The following is a 20,826-nucleotide window of genomic DNA, read 5'->3' as shown; positions in this document are numbered from 1 at the left end:
TACACACCATGCAACCCGAAACTACCTACACCATCGGCATCGACTTCGGAAGCGATTCCGTACGGAGTCTCGTCGTCGACACGAAGGACGGAGCGACCGTAGCGACCGCCGTCGTAGCCTACCCGCGCTGGAAGCAGGGACTCTACTGCGATCCCCGCTGGAACCAATACCGCCAACACCCGCTCGACTACCTCGAATCGCTCGAGCAGTGCATCCGCGAGGCCCTGCAGGCATGCGGCCCGGAGGTTGCCGCACGGATCTGCGGCATCAGTTTCGACACGACGGCCTCGACCCCCGTCCTGACCGATGCGACCGGCACACCGCTGTCGCTGTTACCCGAGTTTGCCGAGCACCCCGATGCGATGTTCATCCTCTGGAAAGACCACACGGCCCTTGCCGAAGCGGACGAGATCAACGCCCTGTCGAAACGCTGGGAGATTGACTACACCCGTTACAGCGGTGGCTCGTACTCCTGCGAATGGGCATGGGCCAAGATGCTGCATGCCCTGCGCCACGCCCCTGAACTGCGTGAAAAGGCCTATTCATGGGTAGAGCATTGCGACTGGATGGCCGGTTTGCTCACCGGCAACACCCGTCCCGAGACCATGCCCCGCAGCCGTTGCGTGGCCGGACACAAGGCCATGTGGCACGAGGCGTGGGGTGGTCTACCCTCGGCTTCGTTTTTCGAGGCTGTCGACCCGCTGTACAACCTGTTCCGGGGGCACCTCTACACGCAGACCTCGACGGCCGACGAATGCGTCGGACACCTCACCGAGGAGTGGGCCCGCCGCCTGGGACTCCGGGCCGGCATTGCCATCGGCATCGGAGCCATCGACTGCCATTTCGGGGCCGTCGGAGCGGGTATCCGCCCCGGAACGCTGGTAAAGGTGATGGGCACCTCGACCTGCGATATTGCCGTCGCCACCTATGACGAGATCGGCGACAAGGCCGTCCGCGGCATATGCGGACAGGTCGACGGCTCGGTCCTCCCCGGGCTGGTCGGGCTCGAGGCCGGGCAATCGGCCTTCGGCGACATATACGCCTGGTTCCGCCGCATGCTGGCGTGGCCCCTGCAACAGCTGTGCCCCGAACGGAGCGACCTCGAAGGCGAGATCCTCAACCGGCTGACGGAGGAGGCGCAGAAACTGCCCGTCACGGAGGAGGATCCCGTGGCTCTCGACTGGTACAACGGACGCCGAACGCCGGACCTCGATCCCCGCATGCGCGGTGCTATCGAGGGTCTGACGCTGGGCACCTCGGCGCCGGCCGTCTTCAAGGCACTGGTCGAAGCGACGGCCTTCGGATCGCGAGCCATCAACGAGCGATTCCGCGAAGAGGGAGTTCTCATCGACGAGGTGATCGCCATCGGCGGCATTGCCCGCAAATCGCCCTTCGTCATGCAGACCATGGCCGACATTGCCGGTATGAAGATCCGCGTGCTGGACAGCGACCAGGCGTGCGCCCTGGGAGCCGCCATGTTCGCCTCGGTCGTCAGCGGCGTCCATCCCGACATCGCAACGGCACAGCAGGTGATGAAGCCGGGATTTTCGGCCGAATACACCCCCGACCCGCAGCGGCAGGCCATCTACGACAAACTCTACGCCCGTTACCAGAGCTTCGGGCAAAGCCAGAAGAATAGTTAGATTGATGAGGTGCATTTCAAACAAGGGATTGGTGATTTTTTACCAATCCCTTGTCTTTTAGCGTGTAATAATGTTCTTAAAATTAATTTTATTGTAAAAATGAATGAAGTATGGTATTGAATTGGAAATTAATTGCTTTTTAAACATGCATGAAGTGTATTGTAACGTTTCACTTTGCCCATGAGGGTTTACTGAATGGAACTTAATATTATCTTTGCAACACAATCAAGCGCTCTTTATAATCTAGTTATGCAAAATTGAGCGATTCAGAGAATATCGCTCGTCTCCAAATCGTTACCTATAGAATAATTCATCTCTGTAAGTGCTTTATACTCATTGCTGATAATCGGATTCCGGTACAATAGGAACCTGTCTGTATATCAGAATATTAGGTGAACCTTCAAGGCCGGGTTGACGCCTTGCCCATCAGTTTTCTGCGCTGCGCTGCATCGCGCCTGTATCTTCTTGTCAGACAATGCAAAAGTAGTAAAAATTCCGGAATTCTCCAAATGCGGAAAATTTTACGGAAGCAGGCGGTTTTTTGTATATTTGAACCTATAATTTAACTATGGTGAGTGAGGTGGCGTGTATCGGAGGTGTGCTTATTTCTTTATTGATTAAGTAAGTAGGAGTTTTTGCGGTCGAATCCCCACTCAAAGAGGTATTCGGCACCGCCGATATTGATGACAAAGACCACCCGGTTTCCTTTTATCCATGTGGCGTAGATATATCCGCAGATGGAATCTCCCGGATAAATGGTGTATCGTTTCAGGTAGCCCATCTGCTTGATGTTTCGTTCGTTCTCCTGTGCTTGGGCAAAATTGGCAATTCGTTGTTGGGAGGCCTGATTGGCGATGTAGGCTGCTGTCGGATTGTACGTTGTGGTGGTAAAGCTAGTGTAGCCGCCATAGCTGCTGTATCCCGTGGTCGTGGAGGTCGAATAACCGGCTCCGGCCGTGGCCAGTCCCTCGCTGAATCCCATCAGGGCCGCTTCCCAAGCCTGGCTTCGTTTAATCTTTTTCATGTAGTTGTCATAGGATAAAATCTGCAGATCGGTAGTTTGGTTGATCTCCTCTGCGGAATAAGCCACGATGTCGGTTTCCGGCGTAAATTCGATCGGAATGGTTGAGTTGTTGACGATCAGTATGCCGATTCGATGCCATTTTCCGTAATCCCGGACGATGGAACTCGTTAGGGAGACGATCAGTCCGTTTTTGAAATAGGTTTCCCAAGGCGTGCCATCCTGGAAATTCGTGACTCGTTCCGCAATGGCTGGTGTCTCCCAAACGGGCATATCGTCAGCCATGCGGAATTTGAGTGTATTGCCTTGCGGGTCTGTCAACAGATAATAATCGTGGAGAGGCTTTCCTTCGCTGTATTCCACGATCCGGAATGAACCGTCTTCGTTGCTGGTTTTGTATGGACCAGACAGTTTCCCATCCAGGTAGCAGGCTTCGATTTTCAGTTCTCCGCTTTCGTCGTATTGCTGGTAACTGCCGTTGAGTTGTCCGTTTGCATAGTGCTTTTTCTCGAAGGTCTTCCCGCTCTTGTAATAGCTATTGTTTTCGCCGTCGAAGAGGGTTCGGCTGTCGTCCAGCGAATCGATACGGAGGAAATATCCTTCGCTTCGCAGCTCTCCGGTGAGATAGAAATCTTTGTACTCTTTGCGGGCTGTCGAGTCTGCCGGATAAAGTGCGATGCGCAGATATTCGGCAAATACGGGATTTGCTGCGCTTTTCCCCGATCGATTGTAATAGATGGAGTCGATCCGGTCCTGACGCTCTTGTGCCGAAACGCCTCCAATAGTCAGTAAGGTTAGTATACCAAGTAAAATTCGCTTCATGTTTTTAGCAATTGGAGCCGGTCGGGATTCTTTGTTTGTGGAATTTGGGTTCCCGACGTGTCTGTGGTGTCTATTCTGTCATGTAAAAATAAGAAATTAAATTGGAAAAACTGAGAGATGAAGTTATTTTCCTAGAAATAGGTGATTCATGGATATTTTTGGTAAATTTGTATAATATATACGGATACTGACCGGACAATTGAAGAATCAAAATGCATTCGTGTTGGTGAAAGTGAGTTGTCCGGAAAAGATTTGAAGCATGGCAAAGAAACAACTGAAAGAGAAAAGTATTGAGGAGACTTTGTGGGAGTCGGCCAACAAACTGCGGGGATCGGTGGAGCCGTCGGAGTACAAACATGTGGTGTTGAGCCTGATATTCCTCAAATATGCATACGACCGCTTTGTAGAGCGGCGCGATGAGCTGATTGCCGACGGCAAGTCGGCTTTCGTGGATCAGGCGGTGTTCTATAATGCCCGGAATGTTTTCTATCTGAACGAAATCAGCCGCTGGGACTACTTGATTGAAAATGCCAAACAGAACGACATTGCCATCAAGATCGATGCGGCTTTGGCGCAGGTCGAGAAGGACAATCCTTCCTTGCGGGGAGCCTTGCCCAGCAACTATTATTCGGGGCTGGGGCTCGACCGCACTAAACTGGCGAGTCTGCTCGATGTGATTGGCAAGATCGATACCCTCAAGGACAAGGAACACGACCTGATTGGCCGCGTCTACGAATATTTCCTGGGCAAGTTCGCAATTGCCGAGGGCAAGGGAAAAGGCGAATACTATACGCCCAAGACCATCGTGAATCTGATTGCCGAAATGATCCAACCCTACCGTGGAAAGATATACGACCCGTGCTGCGGCTCGGGCGGTATGTTCGTGCAGAGCATGAAGTTCATCGAGGCACACCACGGCAACCGGAAAGATATCTCCGTCTATGGCCAGGAATATACCAATACGACCTACAAACTGGCGAAGATGAACCTCGCCATCCGTGGCATTGCCTGTAATCTGGGCAAGAAGGCGGCCGATACGTTCCACGACGACCAGCACAAGGATTTGAAGGCCGATTTCATCATGGCCAACCCTCCGTTCAACCAGAAGGACTGGCGGGCCGATAACGAGTTGACCAAGGACCCGCGCTGGCAGGGGTATGACGTACCGCCTACCAGCAATGCCAATTACGGTTGGATTCTGAATATCGTCTCGAAACTCTCGGCAAACGGCATGGCCGGATTCCTGCTGGCCAACGGCGCGTTGAGCGGCGACGGTACGGAGTTGAATATCCGCCGTCAACTGCTGAAAAACCATTTGGTCGAGGCCATCGTGATTTTGCCGCGCAATATGTTCTATTCCACCGACATCAGCGTCACCCTGTGGATTCTGGCCCGCAATCGCAAGGCCCGCACCGTCGAGCAGAACGGCGAACTGGTTAAATACCGGGATCGCGAAAATGAGGTGCTGTTTGTCGATCTCCGTCAATGGGGCGAACCTTTCGAAAAGAAGTACATCCAGTTTTCGCAGGAGCAGATTGCCCGTATTGCCGAGAATTTCCACAACTGGCAGCGTGAAGGCTACGAACAGACCTATCGGAATGTTCCGGAGTATTGCTACTCGGCAACACTCGACGAGATTGAGGCCAAGGGGTGGTCGCTGGTTCCCAGCAAATACATCGAATTCCTCGACCGTGATGAGAATGTGGATTTCGATGCGCAAATGAAAGCGATTCAGCAAAGCCTTTCAGAACTATTAAAAGAAGAGGCTAAAAGTAACGCTGAACTACAACGATTATTTGAGAATATAGGATATAAATTAAATATGTAATTTACCATGCAACAAACTATTGATCCAAGGAACCAAACAGTAGAAAGCTGCCTTAAAAACAAGTCATATTATATCGACTTTTATCAGCGCGAATATGTGTGGGCTAAAGAAACAGTAGAAATACTTCTTCGCGATATTTTTTATGCTTTCGAACTTTCATACGAGCAATATAAAGACGCAGAACTCACACAAGAGGTTCTCGATAAATATAACTGGTACTACCTCAACATATTTATTACAAACAATGTCGAAGGAAAGGTCTATATCGTTGATGGACAACAACGGCTCTCTACTTTAACATTAATTGCTGCAAAACTATATCACACAACCCAAAATGAAAATTTACGGGACACGCTAAAAGACTGCATCTTCGGAAAAGACAAATGGAAGGGCAACGTTTATCGTCTTGACCATGATAAACGTAAAGACATTATGGATTGCATCCTTAACAATACCGAACCACCTAAATCTTTTAAGAACAAGACCGAAGAAACGCTTATCGCTCGATATAATGATATATCTGAGTATATTAACAAGAAAGCAATGGACGAGAAGGAACTAAATACTTTTATTAGTTACTTCTTAGAGCGGCTTGTATTAGTAGAACTTGGAATAACAAAAGATGATACTCCAATGATATTTGAAGTTATTAACGATCGTGGTGAGCCCCTAAAACCATTTGAAATACTAAAAGGAAAACTTATTGGCGCGTTGAGTAAAAACGATACGGAACAATTTTCCGAGATATGGGATGTTGCACTCAACAGACTATTTAATATAGAAGATGAATTCTTTATTGATTACATAAAATCGCATTTTGTTTTTAAAAGAAACTCCAAACAAGAGTCAGCTATCAATAATGCATATCATCGATATATTTTTGAATCGAATGACATAGCCTCCCAATTGGCATTTCGCAAAGTAGATGAGCACCAGATCTCAAACATTAAAAAATTCATCCGCGAAGATCTTGACTATTATAACAAATTGTATGCAAAGATTCGAAAGAATAATGATGAATTTTTGATATATACCAATTCTGTTCTTGCACTGTCTGGTCAATATCAAATTATTTTATCAGCTTGCGAGATTAATGACCCCCAAGAGGAAGAAAAGATTCATAAAATCGCATCCGAGTATGATCGACTCTTTATATTATTAACACTAAATGGTGTATATAACAGCAATACTTTTCAGGAAATTTCATACTCTCTCAATGAAAAAATTAGGGGTTTAGAACTATCTCGGTATCGAGAGATTTTTGATAAATGTATACAAAGAGCCATTCAAGAGCGACGCGGAACGACTAATCTAACTTCCCTTTTGGACTATCAGGTATTTCTAAAAGCGAACTATACAAATATCGACAAACGTACGCTTCGGTATTTCCTCGCCCGTATCGAAAAGTTTATATGCGACAAGCTTCAACGAGAGATGAATAACGATGTACTATATATAGCTACGAGAACCGGATATAAGACAGGATATCACATTGAACATATTTTAAGTCACAACGATACGAATCTCAGGCAGTTTAAGGATGAAGAAGATTTTGAGAATAAACGCAACCTGCTTGGAGGTCTTTTACTACTCAAAGATCAAGATAATATTAGTTCCGGGAATGAAGAGTATCAGGATAAATTAAAAACATATAGTGCCGGTTTAGTATGGGGGCATACGCTCTGTAAAGATTTCTACCATATAAATAAAAAGATGGATGAACTTAACGCTGAGCTTCAAGCAAAGTGTGGCCATAAAATACATAGTATAGACTGTTTTGACGAACAAGCATTAATGAACAGATGTGAATTACTATATAATCTCGTAAAACTAATCTGGGATGTTGAGGGGTAAACGATTGGGCGACTATATCCGCGAAGTCGATGTGCGCAACAGAGATTTGTCTGTTACGCAACTGCTGGGTGTTAGCATAACCAAAGAGTTCATGCCATCGATAGCCAACACGATTGGCACGGATATGAGCACATACAAAATCGTGAAAGCAGGACAATTCGCATATGGGCCTGTCACATCCCGGAATGGTGATAAAATTTCCATTGCGCTTCTTTCCATGGTTAATCCGGTAATCATATCTCAAGCGTACACCGTTTTCGAAGTTAAGAATACGGATGCATTGTTACCCGCATATCTGATGATGTGGTTTCGTCGCCCCGAATTTGATCGCTATGCAAGATTCCACTCACATGGCAGCGCTCGCGAGATTTTCGATTGGACAGAATTGTGCGATGTCCAATTGCCGGTTCCGTCGATAGAGCGTCAGCGGGCGATGGTTGCGGAATATGAGACGTTGTCGCGGCGTATCGACCTGAATCGTTCGATGATTGCGCAGCTGGAGGCCACGGCGCAAACGCTTTACCGCAAGATGTTTGTGGACGACATCGACCCCGAGCATCTTCCCACCGGTTGGCGAATGGGAACAATCGGCGAATTTTGTAAAGAGATGACATCCGGAGGGACTCCCAGTAGAACGTGTAGCGAATATTGGAATTCTAAAGATTATCGTTGGCTCAAAACTGGGGAAGTTCAGAATAATATAATTTTTGATACGGAGGAATATATTAGTGAACAAGGATTAAAAAATAGTTCAGCAAAACTTATCCCTATCAATACCGTAATTATGGCAATGTATGGCGGTGGTACGGTGGGTAATGTTGCGTATTTACAATGTGAAACAGCGACCAATCAAGCATGTTGTAATATGATATGCTTCAACAATAATGATGCGGCATATTTATATTTTCATCTAAGATATTATCAAGAAAAAATTAAAAGACTTGCGAATGGTGGAGCTCAAGAAAACTTAAGTCAAGAGATTATAGCTCAACAGCCTATCTTGATTTTGGAGGATGGAATGTATATCCAACCGTTTGTTGGTATTTTAAATCAGATGATTGTAAAAACAAAAGAAATAATAATTATAACCAAATTACAGTCTTTGCTATTGGCAAAGATGGGACAATAAAAATAAATATAATGCATTGCGCTATCATTTATGATTTTGATGGGACCTTGGCGAAAGGCGATTGTGCCCAACATGGCTTAATGCCAGATTTAGGTATTGATAATATTCCAAACTTCTGGCAAGAGGTAAAGGAGGAAACTCGTAAACATGATGCAGATGAAATAAGTATGTATCTGTGGAAATTATTGGAAAAGGCAAAAGCCAGAAATGAATTGGATAAATTATCCTCGAGGAATCTTATACAATATGGATCGCAAATTCCCTTGTTTAATGGAGTATCGGAATGGTTCTCGTTGATTAACAGATATGCTGCAGATAATGGAATTGGCCTTAGTCATTACATTGTATCAAGTGGATTAGAAGAAATGATTCGGGGAACGTCTATTGCGAAATATTTAAAAAAAATATTCGCTTGTAGATATATGTATGATGAATCTGGTGTTCCTTTATGGCCTGCTATTTCCATTAATTATACAACAAAGACACAATTCATTTTTCGTATAAATAAGGGTATTGAAAATTGCTGGGATAATACGAGTATTAATCGATTTATTGAACCATCGAAACGTGCTATCCCATTCCACAATATGATTTATATTGGAGATGGAGATACGGATATTCCTGCTATGAAAATGGTTAAGACTCAAGGTGGGCACTCTATTGCAGTCTTTGATGTTGAATCTTGGGAGAAAGAGGCAACTCAAAATAAAGTACAGAAACTTATAGCTGAAGAACGAACGGATTATGTTGTTCCAGCAGACTATCGAGATCATAGTCAATTGACAATTTCTGTTAAAGGAATCTTACAGATGATAAAACGTAAATATTATTAATGGAGAGTCCTTCATAAATATATCTTCAATCATGCCCCACTTCAACGAATATGCCCTCGAAATGTCCATTATGGAGCTTTTCCGGCAGGAGGGTTATATCTATACAAACGGTGAAGAGATTCACAAGGAGGTGAGCGATGTCTTGCTGCGCGACGATTTGCGGGCCTATCTCCGCGGTCGCTACGGCGAGGCCGGAATCACATCGCTCGAAATCGAGCGTGCCGTGGCCAAACTCACCGCCAACGTGGGATTCTCGTTGTATGAAAACAATCTGCACACCTATCGGCTGATGGTGGAGGGGTTTTCGTTGAAGCGCGACGACAGCTCGCTGCCCGATTTGTATGTCGAGCCGATTGACTTTGGCGAGAGGTGTCTGTCGAACAATATTTTCAGAGTAGTCAATCAGCTGGAAATCAAGGGGACGGAGACCCGCATCCCCGACGGGATTGTCTATGTGAACGGTTTGCCGGTGGTGGTGCTGGAGTTCAAAAGTGCCGTCAAGGAGGAGACAACCATCATGGATGCCTATCGGCAGCTGACGGTGAGGTATCGGCGGGATATTCCCGAGCTGTTCAAATACAATGCGTTTGTCGTTATCAGTGACGGTGTGAACAATAAATACGGCTCGCTGTTCGCTCCCTACGACTTTTTCTATGCATGGCGCAAGGTTCACGCCGAAGAACGGGCTCTTGACGGCATCAACTCGCTGAAGACGATGATGCAGGGGCTGTTCCGGCGGGAGCGGCTGTTGAGCGTGCTGAAAGACTTTGTCTTTTTCCCGGATTCGTCGAAGGATGAACGGAAGGTTGTTTGTCGTTATCCGCAATTCTTTGCCGCGCACAAGCTGTTCGAGAATATCCGTCTGCACTCCAAACTCCGCCCGGACGGGGATGGCAAAGGTGGCACCTATTTCGGCGCGACGGGGTGCGGAAAGAGTATCACGATGCTGTTTCTGTCGCGGATGTTGATGCGGAGCCGGGAGTTTGCCAGCCCGACAATCGTGCTGATAACGGACCGCACGGATCTGGACGATCAGCTGTCCAAACTGTTCGGCACGGCCAAGCGGTTTATCGGAGATGAGTGCGTGGTGGAGGTGGAGAGTCGGGAGAAGCTGCGCGAACATCTGGCCGGCAGGACAAGCGGAGGAGTGTTCCTCACCACCATTCACAAATTTACGGAGGATACGAGTCTGTTGTCGGAGCGGGCCAACATCATCTGCATTTCCGATGAGGCGCACCGCTCGCAAACCAATCTTTCGTTGCAGGTCAGGCAGACGGATAAGGGCGTCAAGCGTAATTACGGATTTGCCAAGTATCTGCACGATTCGCTGCCGAATGCGACCTATGTCGGTTTTACGGGAACGCCGATTGATGCTACAATCGACGTGTTCGGCGAGGTGGTCGATGCCTATACCATGACCGAATCGGTTGCGGACGGCATCACACGGCGGATTGTTTACGAAGGTCGCGCGGCAAAGGTATTGCTCGACCATGCCAAACTCAAGGAGATAGAGGAATACTATAAACAGTGCGCCGAGGAGGGGGCGAACGAATATCAGATAGAGGAGAGCAAGAAAGCCGTTACGAAGATGGAGCGGATTCTTGGGGATGCGGATCGTCTGCAGGCTGTAGCCGAAGATTTTATTGCCCACTATGAGAACCGGGTTGCCGAAGGCAGCACGGTGGAGGGGAAGGCCATGTTTGTCTGCGCGAATCGGACGATTGCATTTGACCTCTATCGGAAGATTATTGCCTTGCGTCCCAAATGGGTGCAACTACCCGAGCCGGAACCGGTTTCAGAAGGGAGTGATGTCGGCGAGGGGCAGGAGCGTCCTATCGAAAAGATCAAGCTGATCATGACCCGCAACAAGGACGATGAACCGGCGTTGTACGATTTGTTGGGTACGGATGAAGACCGCCGGGCCTATGCCGAAGCGTTCAAAAAGCCCAAGTCGAATTTCAAGATTGCGCTGGTTGTCGATATGTGGACAACGGGTTTCGACGTGGATTGTCTCGATACGATGTACATTGACAAGCCCCTGCAGCAGCATACGCTGGTGCAAACCATTTCGCGGGTCAACCGGGTCTATCCCGGAAAAGAGAAGGGCCTGGTGGTGGACTACATCGGCATCAAGAACAATATGAACATTGCGTTGCGACGCTATGCGCAGGGAGATTTTGGTCTGGATTCGGTTGAGAATGTCGAGCAGTCGATTACGCTGGTCAAGGATGAGTTGGATATCATTCGGCGCATGTTCGGTGAGTTTGATTATTCGGTTTTTACGACGGGAACTCCTTTGGAGCAGCTCGATTGCTTGAATCGGGGTGCGGAGCTCATGCAAAGGACCAAAGAGCAGGAGAATCTGTTTATGGGCCACGCCAAAAAGTTGAAGTCTGCGTTCAATTTGTGCAGCAACAGCGATCAGATTAGCGATGCCGAACGTGAAGAGATTCATTATTTCTGCGGAGTCCGCTCGGTCATCTATAAATTGACGATGGGCGAATCTCCCGATGCGTCGCAGATGAATCGTCGCGTCAGTGAGATGATTGAGGAGGCCATACAGTCGGAAGGGGTGGAGGAGATTATTCAGATCGGGAACGATAAGGATAATCTGGATGTGTTGAGTGAGGAATATATGGAACGACTGAGTCGCTTGAAACTCCCGAATACGAAGGTCAAGTTGATGGAACGTTTGTTGAAGACGGTGATTACCGAGTTCAAGAAGGTGAACAAGGTTCGTGGAGTCGATTTTTCAAAGCGATTGAGTGCGTTGGTCGAGAAGTACAACAGCCGTAAGGATAGCGCCGTCTTTGCCGATGAGGTCTTGACCGAGGTGGCAAATCAGATGGCCGATTTGTTAAAGGAACTGAACAAGGAGAAGAGATCGTTCCTGGATTTGGGAATCAGTTATGAAGAGAAGGCCTTCTATGATATTCTCGAGGCGATCGCCAAACAGTTCGGGTTCGAATATCCAAAGGATAAGATGCTTCAGTTGGCGGCTGCGATTAAGAAGATTGTGGAGGATAAATCCAAGTACACGGACTGGGCGGCCAGAGATGACATAAAGGCCGAACTTAAAATGGATTTGATACTCGTTTTGGCAGAATATGGTTATCCTCCCGTGACAAACGATGAGGTATACAAAGAGATTTTGGAGCAGGCTGAGAACTTTAAGCGTTATAACGGTTGAGAACGCTATTGTCTCTTTTTACGATCGTGTTGAACGGATGCGGTCAATCACTTTTGTTACATGGCTCGGATAATGCCCCGCAAAGTATTCATAAATTTGAGGATCTCCAGTAAAAAATTGTGATACGAATTCAGACCATACGGAGACAGGAATATCTCCGTCTATTCTGAATAATTTGATTGAACGGGGTTTTATCTGCTTGTCATTCTTTCGGTTGAAAGTTAGATCGTACCCTTTTCGTAAATCAATCTCTTTTGGTAAATAGAGATGAATCGCTCCATCCATATGGCAGAATGTTCGCCTTCTCAAATCGTATTGAGCGTGAATATATCGAACCGGATGATAGATGATTCCATTCGATTCTATTGTTACATACTCTTTTTTTAATTCTTCGGCCTGAAATGTTTTTAGGTCATTGCTTTCGGACCAAAGAATATCCAATTTTAGAACCTCACCAAAAAAATTATCATAAAGGTCCGGAATATCTGGTGGCGGGGCCAAAGCTATTGATCCATTGCCTGTTTGTGCAATATCTGTTGAGAATCGAGCACCATACCAGATATCTCGTTCTATACATACACTATTATCCACATTAATACGAACACGGTCGCTATCCAATGCAATACATTTATCGATTCCGGGTAGATCCAATTGCCAGAACCTTTCAACAAACCGAGGTGCAAAATTGTTTATCGGATTATAATTCCTTCGAAATAAAGGATGCGCCATCGGCATGTAGGCGTCAGCGTAATAGAACCCGGTTATATGTGGCCGTTTGGTAAAACTGTTTAATAGCTTGTTTTCATGGAATAAGCCATCTTTGGTTGGTTGTAAACAGGATAAAGATTGCAAAATGTTGGGATACTCTACATAGTAGCCAATGGTGTGTATATAGTGAAAGTTTTTCGCTTCCAGAATAATGTCCCTTTTTTTGCAATACTTTGAAAACGAATGAATCAGGTCTCTGTTCTTATTTAATTCTTCTTGCTCTATTTCTTGTAGCATGATTGCTGTCTGTGTTCTGATATCGTCCATTTTGTAGGCTCAATTCTTTTTGTGACAAAAATAATTCTCGGGATTTTTGTTAACAAATCGTTTGTAATTATTCTCGTCTTAAAACGGCTGAATCCGAGTAGTTTTTTAGGCAAAAGGATGGCTGTTTAACGCCGTCGTCCGCGGCGTCTGCGCTGTTGTTCCTGCTGGGTTTGTTCCGCCTCGTCGGGATCAAACCTCGGACGCAGCAAATCGTCCAGCAGGTAGCTGAACGAGGGTGTCAGGGTCGGAGTCGATTGGCGTTCGGGAGCAAGCGCCTGTCGGCTGTTCCGTTCCAGTGCGGTGGCGATTTTCGAATAGCTGAACTGCCGGTCGATCTTTGAACCGTTGAACGGGTAGCCGTTTTTGGCAAACACGACTCCCTGCACGTCGGAAGTGCCTCCGCGCATCCGGAACTCCGTGGCGATCCCTTCGCGGCGCAGGGCCGCCGTCAGCTCCTCCCAGTTACGGCAGCGAGGAACGGCATCGCACAAGGCATGGTAGATTTCGTATTTTGTCTTGTCCGGTTCGCGCAACCGATACTCCTTGACCTGCTCCTTGCCCGATGCAAAGTAGAGTCCGTAGCGGGCGGTCAGTTGCTTGCAGAGCCGCTCCGAACGGTAGCGGTCGTTGCGGTCGGAGATCGTCCGTCCGTCGTTGCCCACGCGGTTGAAGAGAATATGCAGGTGGGGATGTTCCCGGTCGCGGTGGCGGACAATGATAAGTTGTGTATCCTTGATTCCCATCCGGTCCAGATACTCCACCGCAATGGAGAGCAGCAGTCGGTTGTTCAACCGGGCGGCATCCCGAGGCGAAAAGGAGAGTACGACGTGTCCCACGGGTTTCGAAACCTTGGGGTTTTGCGCAGCCTGCCGTTCGAATCCACGGATGATGGAGGGCGTGTCCTTGAACAGAACGCCCATCCCGGCCAGACAATCGGCGCCCTTCCCGGGACCGAAAATGTATTGGACGGCTCCGCTGAAGGAGCAGCCTTTCGAGAGTTTGGCAATCATGGCAGTTTGTCGATTCGAGTGAGCAGTGTATCAATTCGGTCGACCAACGCCGCCAAAGTGGCGGCATCGCGTCCGTATCCGGCCACATGCGCCATGCGGGCGAGTTGGTTGAGGTTGTTCGCCATGCCGGTGAGCTGCCGCAGCAGGGTGAGCATCTCGGGAGTCATCCGGGCGCGGACGATGCTCCGGGCAAGGGCGCGCCGGGCGTATTCGGCACACACGAGACCGGCGACCCGTGCCTTGCGGCACAGGGCGTCGTAATCGGTCTCGGTCAGGCAGACGACCAGCCTTCGTTTGAGTCGTTCCGTTTCGGGTTTGGGCGGGCGGCCGCCTCGCGGGCGGTTCGGATTCTTCGGACTTTTCATCTGTGTAACGTATAATAGACCAGCGGGATGGATTCAGGAGGTTTCGAGTGTCTCGAAACATAAACTTGCTTTTATTACAACCCGGAATCTCCCTCTGCGGCTGCCGAAGCCAGTTTTTCGCCGAAAGCCTCCATTTCACGGCCGATCACCGTCTCGGAAAATTTGGCGTAATGGCGGGTCATGTTGGTGTTCGAATGTCCGAGGATTTTGGCCAGCACGTCGATCGGCATTCCGTATTCGACCGCCATGCAGGCGAACGTATGGCGGGCGCAATGCGTGGTCAGCACCTTGTCGATGCCGCAGACGATGGCGATCTCCTTCATAAAGGCATTCATCTTCTGGTTGCTTGGCAGGGGCAGCACCCGTCCGCGGGCCTGGCAGACTGCGTCGTGCTCGTAGCGGCGGAGGATCTCCAATGCCATCGGGAGCAGGGGAATGCGGCTCATCACGGCGGTCTTTTCGCGTGGCTTGTGGATCCACCAGCGTCCTTCGTCGTCGCGCGAGATGTGTTCGCTTCGCAGGTGGTCGGCATCGGCGAAAGCCAGCCCCGTCAGACAGCAGAAGACAAAGACGTCGCGGATACGGGCCAGTCGGTGGTCGAGTTGCTTGCGGGTCAGGATTTCCAGCTCGCGGGCCGTGAGGTGCTCTTTGGCCTGCGCCTGATCCTCCTTGAGCTTGTAGTAGCGGAAGGGATTCTTGGCAATCCATTCGTTGCGCAGACAGTAGAGTACGAAGTTACGCAGACAGTCCATGACGGCCACGGCACCGTTGTGGCGGCAGCGGTGTGCCGTTTGCAGGAAGAGGCTGAATCCGTCGAGAAACTCGTAGTTCATCCGCTCGACGGGAATGTCCTCCTCCGGACCGCGCTGGGCGAGATACTGTTTCAGATAACGCAGCAGTCGTTCGTATTTGTCGGCTGTCCGCTGGGTGATGCGCACGCCGACCTCCGCCTGCCGTCGTTGGACGTAGTCGCCCAGCCCCGCGATCAACATCATGGTGTGTTTGATCGGGTTGAAGTAACGCTGTTTGATTTGCAGGGCATTGGCCTCGAAACCTTCGGCAAGCAGTTTGCTGCGGATGTCGAGAATCTGTACACGGAATTCGTCAAGCATCTCGTTGATCTTCACGGATAGACGGCTGGTCCCCATCATCCGTTCTTTTCGCTGGTTCCACAACTCGGGTCGTCCCTCGCAGTTGAAATAGATCTCTTGACGGAAACTGCCCGTTGTAATTCGGGCATAAATGGTTGCGAATCCGTCTTTTTTCATTCTTCCCTTTCGCATCAGGAAGAGAATCCTGAAACTCTCTTGTCTCATGGTTTTGTAAAATTTAGAGGTTAACAAAACGCTGACAAGAAAAATCTATTGCGATGCAAAACGCAGCAGGTCAATGCATTATAAGCAAGAAAGGTGGCAGTTTACTCGCCCGGCTCCCGATTTGCCCCCTTTGCCACCAAATTGCCACCCGAAGGTTTTCGGCGAAATACTTTTCGGGAGCGGAGGTCGGGATGTTAGCTGAATTGTTTAATATGTTGATATACAACTGTTTTGCTTTGTTTTGCGTCCGGGGTTTCACAAAGAAAGGAGCCCCAGAAAAGGCTCCTTTGTGCGGATAAAGGGACTCGAACCCCCACGCCGTAAGGCATCAGATCCTAAGTCTGACGTGGCTACCAATTACACCATATCCGCAGTCAGTCAGACAAAGGTAGATAAAAATTTACAATTCTCAATCCCGAACGTCGATTTATCCGGCTTTTTTGGTTACTTTTGTGGGGAATATCTCACTATGCCGAAACTCGTTACCCTCGTCCTTGCGCCCCGACAGGCTGCCGATGCGAAATTTTATACGTCGCTGGCCGCCCGCCGTATGGGTATCCGCGAGGACGAAATTGCCCTCGTCCGGGTCGTCAAGCGCTCCATCGACGCCCGGCAACGGCAGGTCAAGGTCAACCTTTCGCTCGAAGTCTATGTCGATCGCGAGCCGCAGCCGGCTCCCGTCCACTTCGACTATCCCTCCGTGGAGGGGCGGACCGAAGTGGTGATCGTCGGTTCGGGACCCGCCGGGCTCTTCGCCGCCCTGCGGCTCATCGAACTCGGGTTGCGTCCCGTTATTCTGGAACGGGGCCGCGATGTTTCGGCCCGCAAGCGCGACATCGCGCAGATCAACCGCAACGGCGCGGTCGATCCCGATTCGAACTACGCCTTCGGCGAGGGCGGCGCCGGAACCTTCTCCGACGGCAAGCTCTTCACCCGCAGCAAGAAACGCGGCGATTACAACAAGGCCTTGCAGACACTCGTCTTCCACGGCGCGACGCCCGAAATCCTCTTCGAGTCGCATCCCCATATCGGGACCGACAAACTGCCCCGCATCATGCAGAACATCCGGCAGACGATCCTCGATGCCGGAGGTCTCTTCCGCTTCGAGAGCCGCGTGACGGATCTGATCCTCGCCGACGGCCGTATCCGGGGGGTCTGCTGTGGCGGCGAGCGGATCGAAGGCGCGGCCGTGGTTCTCGCAACCGGGCATTCGGCGCGCGATATTTATGAGTTGCTGCACCGCCGGGGCGTGCGTCTCGAAGCCAAGCCCTTTGCCATGGGCGTACGCATCGAGCACCCGCAGGCGCTGATCGACTCGATCCAGTACCATTGCGAGACGCGCGGCGAATACCTCCCGGCCGCTTCCTATTCGCTGGTCAGTCAGGAGAACGGCCGCGGCGTCTACTCGTTCTGCATGTGTCCGGGCGGTTTCATCGTCCCGGCCATGACCGATGCCGCACAGTCGGTCGTCAACGGCATGTCACCCAGCGGCCGTACGTCGCCCTATGCCAATTCGGGGCTGGTGACCGAAGTCCGGCTCGGGGATTTCGAGCCCCTGCGCGCCGAGTGGGGCGAGTTGGCCGGACTGAAATTCCAGCAGCAGTTCGAGGAGCTGGCGCGCCGCGAGGGCGGGGAGCATCAGATTGCCCCGGCGCAGCGCGTCGCCGACTTCGTGGCCGGGCGTGCGAGCGGTTCGCTGCCCCGTACCTCCTATATCCCGGGAATCATCCCTTCGAGGCTCGACCGCTGGATGCCCGACTTCATCGCCCGGAGCCTGCGGCAGGGGTTGACGACCTTCGGACGCCGCATGCGGGGCTATGTGACCAACGAGGCCGTGGTCGTGGGTGTCGAGTCGCGGACGTCGACGCCCGTGCGGATCCCGCGTGACCCCGCGACGCTCATGCACCCCGGAATCGAGGGTCTTTTCCCGGCCGGCGAGGGGGCCGGATACGCCGGCGGAATCATCTCGGCAGCGCTCGACGGCGAGCGTGTCGCCGAAAAAATCAAAGAGTTCATCCGATAACCGACAGACCCATGAATCCGAAAGTCAGTGTCATCATTCCGGTTTACAACGTCGAACGCTTCCTGACCCGCTGCCTGGACAGTGTGGTGGGGCAGACGCTGCGCGAGATCGAGATTATCTGCGTCGACGACGGAAGTCCCGACCGGTCGATCGACATCCTGAACCGGTATGCCGCGCAGGACGACCGTGTGCGCGTGATCTCGCAGGAAAACCGGGGTCTGGGCGGCGCCCGGAACCGCGGCGTAGATGCCGCGGCGGGCGAATACGTCCTCTTCGTCGATTCCGACGACTGGATCGATCCGGAGTATTGCCGGGCGTTGTACGATGCAGCCCGGGAGACCGGGGCCGACGTGGCGTGTGCTTCGATCCTGAAATCCAAACCTTCCCGTGAAAAATGGACGATCCGATATGCGGAGCGAATCGTGGTGGAGACGCTCGAAGAGCGCTTCCGGCTGGCCCATTGTCCTCCGGATTTCTACGTGATGAACAAACTGATCAAACGGGAGCGGCTGCTGGACCTGGGGCTGCGGTTCCGCGAACGGGTCTGTTACGAGGATGTCGAGTACATGATGCGTCTGCTCGGCGAGTGCGGCCGGCTGGTGACCGTGCCGGGTGTCGTCTATCACTACATGTTCAATGCGACGTCGATCACCAAGAGCCGCCAGACCCCCAAAAAACAGCAGGACAAGTACGAGGCACACCGGCATTTCGTAGCCTACGCCGACCGGATCGGGCTGCGCCTGGCTCCGAGGTACCGCTCCGTGACCCGCCGCCTGTTCGAGTGGTGCGGCGTGACGCTCCTCAAACAGAAGGAGTGCGACGGCGTGCGTACATGGCGGCTTTTCGATTTCTTACCGATTTGGAGAACTCATGAAAAAGAAGGAAATGGATATTGATCTGGTCTACCTGTGGGTCGACGGCAGCGATCCCGAATGGTTGGCCAAGAAGAATTCCTATCTGCCGGACGACCGGCAGTTGCCTCCCGATGTTGCGGGGACATGCCGTTATGTGGAAAACGACGAACTGCGCTATTCGTTGCGGTCTGCCGAGCGGTTTGCGCCGTGGATTCGGCGGATCTTTATCGTGACCGACGATCAGACGCCCCGCTGGCTCGATACGGAGAATCCCCGTGTGCAGGTGGTTTTTCATCGGGATTTCATCCCGGCCGAGGTGCTGCCGTTGTTCAACTCTGCCGCGCTCGAATGGTTCCTGCCCGATATTCCCGGATTGTCGGAGCATTTCCTCTATGCCAACGACGACATGTTCTTCGGGGCTCCGGTCGATCCCGGGTTCTTTTTCGAGGAGAGCTCCGGGTTGCCGATCGCCCGGCTCAAAAGGCAGCGCTTGAAGAAGCACGACGACGATATTTATTGCCACAAGATTCTCTGTATGCAACAGCTGGTGCGGGCGCGTTTCGGTCGCTGTACGTCGCTGGCGCCCCACCACAATGTCGACGCCTATCTCCGGACGGATTTTCTGAAATGCCGGGAGACGTTCCGCAATGAGATGCCGCTTGTCGCCAACCGTTTCCGTGCGGACGAGGACTGGCAGCGTTCGCTGGCGCTCTATTACAGCCTGGCTCTGCGCCGCGCCGTTCTGCGCAAGGTCAACCGCTACAACAAGGTGCACGGATGGTCGGGGTATCTGCGTTCGTTCCTCGGCAAGCGCTGCGGCAGCGATTCACGCTGCATTCCGGCCTATACGCAGGATCTGCAAGGGGTGATGGACAAGTATGCTCCTTCGCTGTTTTGTCTGAACGACGATCCCCGCGTCTCGGATGCGGATCGCCGGCGGATCGGGCAGTTCCTCGAAACGCTGTTCCCCGGCAAATCCTCCTTCGAGAAATAGCGGGCCTCCCTCCCGGGCATTCGGGGCACCGGGTGGCGCGTCGTGTGGATGCGCTGCGGTCAGTCGCGGAGCTCCCCGGGGGATTTACGGTCCGTTTCGGGGGCCGTAGCGGATGTCTGACGGATGGCGTGGCGGTCGATTCCCTGTTCGCAGCGGAGCCGGTGATCGCGGATCGTCTCGCGGTAGCGCTGTTCGTTGACGTCGCTTCCCGAGCGTTCCGCAAGGTTGTGGTGCAGGTGGAAGACGATGCCGCGGAATTTCATGCAGCGCTGCTTGATGCCGCAATTTTTCAGCCGGATGCAGATCTCCGCATCTTCATATCCCCAGCCGTTGAACCGTTCGTCGTAGCCGTTGACGCGGATCAGGTCCTCGCGCCAGAAGGCCATGTTGCAGCCGCGGGGCGAGCGGGTCGGTCCGAATGTCAGGTAGAGCAGCGATGCGATGGGGGAACGGACGGCGTTGTTGCTGCTGCTGATGCCCTTCATCAGCGGCGACAGCGAGGTGATCTCGCCGTTGAGCACCTTCTGGGTCAGCATTTCGGTGATGATTCCGCGGGATCCGGTCACGAAACACCCTTTGCGGGCGAAGATGATGTGGTCCTGAATGAAATGCCGGTGGAGGATCAGGTCGCCGTCGATCTGGATGACGTATTCGCCCGAGCTGGCGGCAATGGCCTTGTTGCGGATCGCAGCCAGCCGGAATCCCCGGTCCTCATGCCAGATGTGGTGTACGGGAACCGGCGAGATGTTCTCGAAATGCTTCACGACATCTCGGGTGCTGATGCCCGAACCGTCGTCCGCGATCAGGATCTCGGTCGGCATTACGGTCTGCTGCATGACGCTGTCGAGACACAGATAGAGGGCGCGCGGCCAGTTGTAGGTGGAAATTATCAGGGAAACTGTCATGATA

General features: G+C 51.3%; 15 protein-coding genes and 1 tRNA gene. 9 read left to right on the top strand and 7 right to left on the bottom strand.

All coding sequences use genetic code 11. The features are described 5' to 3' along the window. Positions 1-8 precede the first annotated feature (8 nt). Positions 9-1,643, top strand: a complete 1,635-nt coding sequence (locus tag B5G16_RS08635; protein WP_087263306.1) for a ribulokinase — start codon at positions 9-11, stop codon at positions 1,641-1,643. A 610-nt stretch (positions 1,644-2,253) separates the two neighbouring features. Here B5G16_RS08635 and B5G16_RS08630 read toward each other — a convergent pair. Next, positions 2,254-3,486 carry a toxin-antitoxin system YwqK family antitoxin gene (locus B5G16_RS08630; RefSeq protein ID WP_204228068.1) on the bottom strand — a complete coding sequence of 411 codons (1,233 nt, stop codon included), beginning with the start codon at positions 3,484-3,486 and terminating at the stop codon, positions 2,254-2,256. A 259-nt stretch (positions 3,487-3,745) separates the two neighbouring features. Here B5G16_RS08630 and B5G16_RS08625 point away from each other — a divergent pair, with 259 nt between their 5' ends. From B5G16_RS08625 to B5G16_RS08605, 5 genes are read left to right on the top strand one after another with little or no spacing between them, the layout of a single operon-like run. Then, positions 3,746-5,314, top strand: a complete 1,569-nt coding sequence (locus B5G16_RS08625; protein ID WP_087263304.1) for a type I restriction-modification system subunit M — start codon at positions 3,746-3,748, stop codon at positions 5,312-5,314. 6 nt (positions 5,315-5,320) lie between these two features. Next, positions 5,321-7,168: a DUF262 domain-containing protein gene (locus B5G16_RS08620; RefSeq protein WP_087263302.1), complete on the top strand. Its 1,848-nt coding sequence runs from the start codon at positions 5,321-5,323 to the stop codon at positions 7,166-7,168. Beyond that, positions 7,155-8,297 (top strand): restriction endonuclease subunit S, encoded by a 1,143-nt coding sequence (locus tag B5G16_RS08615; RefSeq protein WP_087263300.1) that lies wholly within the window; start codon positions 7,155-7,157, stop codon positions 8,295-8,297. Before B5G16_RS08620 ends, B5G16_RS08615 begins: the two co-directional genes overlap by 14 nt. An 11-nt stretch (positions 8,298-8,308) precedes the next feature. After that, positions 8,309-9,130 (top strand): haloacid dehalogenase-like hydrolase, encoded by an 822-nt coding sequence (locus B5G16_RS08610; protein WP_087263297.1) that lies wholly within the window; start codon positions 8,309-8,311, stop codon positions 9,128-9,130. A gap of 31 nt (positions 9,131-9,161) precedes the next feature. Beyond that, complete coding sequence (locus tag B5G16_RS08605) at positions 9,162-12,320, top strand: type I restriction endonuclease subunit R (RefSeq protein WP_087263295.1); 3,159 nt, start codon at positions 9,162-9,164, stop codon at positions 12,318-12,320. 18 nt (positions 12,321-12,338) lie between these two features. Here B5G16_RS08605 and B5G16_RS12575 read toward each other — a convergent pair whose 3' ends face one another. From B5G16_RS12575 to B5G16_RS08585, 5 genes are all read right to left on the bottom strand, one after another. Then, positions 12,339-13,355 carry a hypothetical protein gene (locus B5G16_RS12575; RefSeq protein WP_087405562.1) on the bottom strand — a complete coding sequence of 339 codons (1,017 nt, stop codon included), beginning with the start codon at positions 13,353-13,355 and terminating at the stop codon, positions 12,339-12,341. Positions 13,356-13,480: 125 nt separating this feature from the next. After that, positions 13,481-14,365, bottom strand: a complete 885-nt coding sequence (locus B5G16_RS08600) for a relaxase/mobilization nuclease domain-containing protein (RefSeq protein ID WP_087263292.1) — start codon at positions 14,363-14,365, stop codon at positions 13,481-13,483. After that, positions 14,362-14,730 carry a MobC family plasmid mobilization relaxosome protein gene (locus B5G16_RS08595; RefSeq protein WP_087263290.1) on the bottom strand — a complete coding sequence of 123 codons (369 nt, stop codon included), beginning with the start codon at positions 14,728-14,730 and terminating at the stop codon, positions 14,362-14,364. Before B5G16_RS08595 ends, B5G16_RS08600 begins: the two co-directional genes overlap by 4 nt. A 74-nt stretch (positions 14,731-14,804) precedes the next feature. Beyond that, positions 14,805-16,046 (bottom strand): site-specific integrase, encoded by a 1,242-nt coding sequence (locus B5G16_RS08590; RefSeq protein WP_087263288.1) that lies wholly within the window; start codon positions 16,044-16,046, stop codon positions 14,805-14,807. 290 nt (positions 16,047-16,336) lie between these two features. Further along, positions 16,337-16,418, bottom strand: a tRNA-Leu gene (locus B5G16_RS08585). A gap of 97 nt (positions 16,419-16,515) precedes the next feature. On the opposite strand from B5G16_RS08585, the gene B5G16_RS08580 reads away from it, so the two are divergent. From B5G16_RS08580 to B5G16_RS08570, 3 genes are read left to right on the top strand one after another with little or no spacing between them, the layout of a single operon-like run. Continuing rightward, positions 16,516-18,069: an NAD(P)/FAD-dependent oxidoreductase gene (locus B5G16_RS08580; protein ID WP_087263285.1), complete on the top strand. Its 1,554-nt coding sequence runs from the start codon at positions 16,516-16,518 to the stop codon at positions 18,067-18,069. Positions 18,070-18,080: 11 nt separating this feature from the next. Next, entirely contained in the window at positions 18,081-18,965 is an 885-nt protein-coding gene (locus B5G16_RS08575) for a glycosyltransferase family 2 protein (protein ID WP_087263283.1), read from the top strand. Further along, positions 18,940-19,917, top strand: coding sequence for a Stealth CR1 domain-containing protein (locus tag B5G16_RS08570; protein WP_239406048.1), 978 nt, complete (start codon positions 18,940-18,942; stop codon positions 19,915-19,917). Before B5G16_RS08575 ends, B5G16_RS08570 begins: the two co-directional genes overlap by 26 nt. Before the next feature lie 59 nt (positions 19,918-19,976). Here the strand turns inward: B5G16_RS08570 and B5G16_RS08565 are convergent, their stop codons facing one another. Beyond that, positions 19,977-20,822 carry a glycosyltransferase family 2 protein gene (locus tag B5G16_RS08565; protein WP_087263279.1) on the bottom strand — a complete coding sequence of 282 codons (846 nt, stop codon included), beginning with the start codon at positions 20,820-20,822 and terminating at the stop codon, positions 19,977-19,979. Positions 20,823-20,826: the final 4 nt, after the last annotated feature.

The sequence above is a fragment of the Alistipes sp. An66 genome (assembly GCF_002161445.1).
Lineage (GTDB): Bacteria > Bacteroidota > Bacteroidia > Bacteroidales > Rikenellaceae > Alistipes > Alistipes cottocaccae.
Note: the sequence above shows the minus strand (reverse complement) of the source record. Positions and strands in the feature narration are given on the sequence as shown.